General features: G+C 34.9%; 3 protein-coding genes and 1 pseudogene. 1 reads left to right on the top strand and 3 read right to left on the bottom strand.

Going from position 1 to position 5820, the window contains the following annotated elements; translation table 11 throughout:
• Positions 1 to 23: 23 nt before the first annotated feature.
• The 3 genes and pseudogenes from HMPREF0518_RS10035 to HMPREF0518_RS03475 form a co-directional block, all read right to left on the bottom strand.
• Positions 24 to 1290, bottom strand: a pseudogene (locus HMPREF0518_RS10035) (MFS transporter); the annotation flags it as partial.
• Between the two features lie 128 nt (positions 1291 to 1418).
• A complete protein-coding gene (locus tag HMPREF0518_RS03480) occupies positions 1419 to 2759 on the bottom strand; it encodes a glucose-6-phosphate isomerase (protein ID WP_003626134.1) in 1341 nt (446 codons plus the stop codon).
• 75 nt (positions 2760 to 2834) lie between these two features.
• Positions 2835 to 3449, bottom strand: a complete 615-nt coding sequence (locus tag HMPREF0518_RS03475; RefSeq protein ID WP_003626132.1) for a VanZ family protein — start codon at positions 3447 to 3449, stop codon at positions 2835 to 2837.
• Positions 3450 to 3573: 124 nt separating this feature from the next.
• On the opposite strand from HMPREF0518_RS03475, the gene HMPREF0518_RS03470 reads away from it, so the two are divergent.
• Positions 3574 to 5745: an LTA synthase family protein gene (locus tag HMPREF0518_RS03470; RefSeq protein WP_003626130.1), complete on the top strand. Its 2172-nt coding sequence runs from the start codon at positions 3574 to 3576 to the stop codon at positions 5743 to 5745.
• Positions 5746 to 5820: the final 75 nt, after the last annotated feature.

The following is a 5820-nucleotide window of genomic DNA, read 5'->3' as shown; positions in this document are numbered from 1 at the left end:
AATGTAAAAATAAATGCTGCCTAACTGCCTTGAGCAGTACCCAAAGAATAAGAAACGGCAGGCTTTTTTTGCCAAATCGCTATAATTGCTGCTAAGACAGTTGTTCCAATTGAACCTGCTAATTGTTGACTAGTTTGGCACACAATGACCCATTTTCTACTTTAAGAGACTCTGCCAAAGTATTACTAAAGGACATTCTGTGCCCCATCATCATAATGCCGTAAAAAATGACGATCATTAATACGTTTAAATTCAAGCCAAAAATCATGAATAGTAAGCATTCTAGCATCATTAGACTACCGCCTAAATAAAGCGGTGATTTAGCACCCCTTTATCATATAAGCTACCAAGGTAAGGATTAAGCAAACCTGCAATAATGCTACCAGGAAGCAAAATTAATCCACCTACTAAAGAATTTTGATGACTAACAATTTGAACATAATTTGGTAATACAAAGCTAATGCCGATATTGTTAAATTACAAAAGGAAATATGCTAAAGCGCCCCATACAAAAGCATTTTGTTTAAAAACGGCTAGATCAAGCAACTTCTTAGTTGATCTTTGAGACAGCTTAATAAAAAGCCAAATTAAAACAGCTGTTGCCACTAACAAAAGCCAAAATAGTGGGTTAGTGATTCCTTTACTAATTTGATTAACACCTACAGTCAGAGTAATAAAGACGCCAGCTAAAACTACAAATGCTAGCCAATCAAAATTGATTTTAACTTGTTCATGATATTTGCCAATCACCAAAATAACTGCAATGAAAACAACCAAGGCAATGATAGTTGCAAAAATAAAAATCCAACGCCAAGATAAATAAAAATTAGTAATCCCACCAAAAGCAGGTTCCAAAGTAGTTGCCATGGCAACTACTAAACCAGCAATTCCCATATAAACGCCCCATTTAGCATGTGGAATAATTTCAGTGACTAAATTAAACATTAACGGCGTACTGATTCCTGCACCTAATGCTGAAATCAAACGTCCTAAAAGCAAAATCAAGAAATTAGGTACTAACGCACTAATTACGCTACCGACCATAAAGCCAACACATGCTACAGTAAACAATTGCTTAGCTGTAAATCGTTCATTTAAATACGATGAACAGATCATAATAATTGCAATCGTTAAAAGATAACCTGTAGTAGTCCATTGAACAGTATCTAAGGCAACATTGAACTGCTTCATCATCGTAGGAAAAGTTACGTTTAGACTTGTTTCAGTCAGAATTCCCACAAATGACATAAATACTGCTGATAAAACAGCCAAAATATTTTTTTCTTTTATACAAATCCCTAATTTAATATTCCAAACAAAAAGAGTAGAAAACTTAAAAAAAGTTTCTACTCTTTCTTTAATTAGCTAATGCTAACTATATTCAACCGCATACTATCAAATATGCTGAGTAAAATTAATTATTTAAGACGCTTAGTTAAGTCGTCGTGTAAGTTTTCATAACCTGGCTTGTTAAGAAGACCAAACATGTTACGCTTGTATTCTTCAACACCTGGTTGGTTGAATGGGTTAATGCCGTTCAAGTAACCTGAAATAGCAATGGCTAATTCGAAGAAGTAGATCATGTAACCAAGAGTATGTTCAGTTTGATCTGGAATGTTAACAGTCATAACTGGTACGCCACCGTCAGTGTGAGCTAAAACAACACCTTCGTAAGCACGGTCGTTTACGTAATTCAAGCTCTTGCCTTCCAAGAAGTTAAGTTGATCCAAGTTCTTTTCATCGCCAGGAATCTTAACATCGTGACGTGGGTTTTCAACACGGATAACAGTTTCGAATAAGTTACGAAGGCCTTCTTGAATGTATTGACCAAGTGAGTGTAAGTCAGTAGTGAAGTTAGCACTTGATGGCCAAATACCCTTGTTATCCTTACCTTCTGATTCACCCATCAATTGCTTGCACCATTCACCAAACATTCTAAGGCTTGGTTCATAGTTTTCAACAATTTCAGTAGTGTAACCCTTGCGGTAAAGAATGTTACGAAGAGCAGCATATTGATATGGTGAGTTCTTGTGAACATCAGTATCAGTGTAATCTGCACGAGCATCTGCAGCACCCTTCATCAATGCATCAATGTCAGCACCTGCAGCTGCAATTGGAAGTAAACCAACAGCAGTAAGAACACTGTAACGACCACCAATATCATCTGGAACTACAAATTCTTCGTAACCTTCTGCATCAGCTTCAGTCTTCAAAGCACCCTTTTGACGGTCAGTAGTTGCGTAAATACGCTTAGCAGCTTCTTCCTTGCCGTACTTCTTGATTAACTTATCCTTGAAGATTCTGAATGCTACTGATGGTTCAGTAGTAGTACCTGACTTAGAAATTACGTTAATACTGAAGTCCTTGTCGCCTAACCATTCAATCAAGTCATAAAGGTATGAACCTGAAAGTGAGTTACCACAGAAGACTACAATTGGCATATCTGTCTTTTCTTTGCCGTAGAAGTTGCTGTTCAACAATTCAATTGCAGCTTGAGCACCTAAGTATGAACCACCGATACCGATACAAATTAAAACTTCTGAATCGCCTTGGATCTTCTTAGCGGCCTTCTTGATACGTGCAAATTCGTCTTTGTCGTAATCTACTGGTAAGTCAAGCCAACCACGGAAGTCACTACCAGCACCAGTACCATCACGGAGTTCAGTGTTAGCAGCATTTACCATAGCTTGCATTTCGCCTAATTCATTTTCATGAACAAATGGGGTTAATTTACTACTATCAAAATTAATTAAACTCATAAATCTGCTTCCTAACTATTATAAAAATTCCACATCCTTATTTTAACAATCTTATTTACCGAATACCAGTATCAATTACAAACGCATACATAATTTTTTGAAAAAGAGATAAATCAAATAGCCCAGGATCGCACCACACGTATTAAAGAAGACATCATCAATATCGCTCACACCAGTTGCCAATAAAAATTGCAAGGTTTCGATAAAAATTGAAAATAGCATCCCTATCACAATAGTTTTAAAAAACGATTGCTTTTTTGAAAAAACAATTGGAAACAATATTCCAAACGGCACAAAACACATAATATTGCCAAATGAATTGTAAAAGAAATCCAATCTACTCGGTGCATAAACTAGTTTCCACGTTTCTTTCATAAAAACTAAATTGACATCACTTAACGGTCTATTAAAATTAAACGCTAGTTGCCATGGAAAATAAGTATCTCTGAATGTGGTCAACATTAAAATCAAAATCAAATAAAATGCAAAAATCCAAACACTAATTTCTGATTTGATTGATCTTCTCCTTCTAACAAAAAGAAGCCAGATCAATCGCAAAACCGCAAAAATCAAAAAGTAAAAGAAAGTCTTATCTAGTGCCAAAAAAGTTAATTTTACTAATGCAAAATGATTAATACTAGTTGCGTAACGCTCTGCTAATAAATTATAAAGTGGGCCGAAAAATAGCATGCTTTGCCTCTTTCTAAATTATTCCTTCTAGATTATAGCCATTTTTTCAAAAGCTAATTATTAAAAAATGCATAACTATTGATAAATCGTTGTTTTAAGCAGAATGAACCTTTAAAATTAAAAGATGTTAAAGGAGAAAAATATGAAAAAGAAAATTAGCAACTTTATTCAAACAAGGACAGGATTTCTAGTCCTCTTAGTATTTTGTTTTTGGATAAAATACATTTTTGCCGCTTATTTCGACTTTAATTTAGGTTTATCAGACCCTTACCAACACATTATCATGTGGCTCAGTTCAATTGGAACAGCGGTCATTTTGATTAGTATTGGTTTTTATATCCCTAAACCTATTATTTCCTATATCGCCATGTTAATCATAGATTTTGCAAATACTGCTTTATTATTTGCAAACATCATATACTATCGGCAATTCACTGATTTTTTAACCATTAAAACAATGATTAATGCTGGTAAGGTTTCTCAGGGATTAGGCAAAAGTACCGTCGCATTACTCCACCCTAGTGACATCTTAATTTGGATTGATCTTATCGTTATCATCATTCTTTTGGTTATTCATAAAATACGAATCGATCAAAAATCATATGGGCTTTCAATGCCTATTGCTATCACTTCGGTTGGTGCATTAATTACCACTTTAAACATCTTTTTGGCTGAAACTTCTCGTCCACGTCTTTTAAGAAATACCTTTGATCGTTCTTATGTCGTGAAATACTTAGGTATTGATGCTTTTACTGCTTACGATGGTTTTAAAAGTGCAAAGAACGTGCAGGTAACCAAAAACGCCAATGCCTCAGATTTAAATGACATTTTAAACTTTACTAAAAAGATTTATGCTGCTCCTTCCTCTGCGGACTTTGGTGTCGAAAAAAATAAAAATGTTATTGTCATTCACTTAGAGAGTTTCCAACAATTTTTGATCAATCTCAAAGTTAATGGTAAAGAAGTTACGCCATTTTTAAATTCGCTTTATCGAAATAAACATACTTTAAGCTTTGACAATTTTTATCATCAAGTTGGCTTAGGTAGGACCAGTGATGCTGAAAACATGCTAGAAACTAGCACTTATGGAATTACTGATGGCTCGCTTTTCACCTCATTAGGATCTGAAAACACATTTCAGGCGGCTCCACAAATTCTGCGTCAAGACGGCTATACTTCTGCTGTTTTCCACGGCAATGTTGGTACTTTTTGGAACAGAAATGATGTCTATAAAAACATGGGCTATAACTATTTCTTCGATAAAAATTATTACAGCTCACAGACTAAAGACAGTAGCGGCTATGGTCTAAAAGACAAGCTTCTATTTGCAGAAAGCATTAAATATTTAGAGCAAATGCAGCAGCCATTTTATGCAAAATTCATTACTGTTACTAACCACATTCCATTTGAACTCGATAAAGAAGATCGTGACCCTAACTTCCAAACCACTAAAACGCGCGATCAGACTATCAATAATTATTTCGAAACTGCACATTATTTAGATGAAGCAGTTCACGAATTCTTTAATTATTTAAAAGCATCTGGTCTTTACAAAAATAGTATGATTGTAATTTATGGCGATCACTATGGATTAAGCAATTCCGAAAATGAGACTCTGGCTCCTATCATTAATGAGAGTGCAGACACTTGGAATACTTATAACAACGTACAGATGCAGCGTGTTCCCTTTATGATTCATGCCAATAATTTAAAAGGAAAAATCAGCCACGAAATTGCTGGTGAAATCGATGTTCTACCAACTTTGCTTCACTTACTTGGCATTAATAATAAAGGCTATGTCCAATTTGGTAACGATATGCTTTCCCCACACAGACAAAATTGGATCGTCCTTAGAAATGGTACCATTATTAGTTCCAAGTACATTATTGTTGGAGACAAAGGAATAAAAGGAACGGTTTATAACCGAATCAATGGTAGACAAATTATTAACTTTAGCCCACAAGAAAAGAAAGAAATTACTACTTTAGCCAAGAAAGCTAAAGATTCTCTTCATTACTCTGATCTGCTAAACAATCATAACCTACTGAGATTTTACACCCCGGCCGGCTTTGTACCAGTTGATCCGACTCAGTTTAACTACTCTGACAATTATCAAAAGATGATCGCAATCAGACAAGATCTTGCAGACAGTTCTACTTCACTTTACAGTCGAAATCATAATCGTTCTACAACTAAGCTTTATAAAACAGATGCTTCTAAACTGCACAATCGTGAAAAAGATATCACCAAAGTGCCAGAAGAAGTACTGAAAAAACCAGTTAACAGATCAAGATGATAAAGACAAAAATAGTAAAAAATAGATAATATTAAAAGGCATTCAGCTGACTACCAATAGCAGCTGAATGCCTTC

This window comes from Lactobacillus helveticus DSM 20075 = CGMCC 1.1877, assembly GCF_000160855.1.
In the GTDB taxonomy this organism is placed as follows: Bacteria; Bacillota; Bacilli; order Lactobacillales; family Lactobacillaceae; genus Lactobacillus; species Lactobacillus helveticus.
The sequence above is the reverse complement of the archived record's forward strand: the minus strand, read 5'-3'. Positions and strand labels throughout refer to the sequence as shown.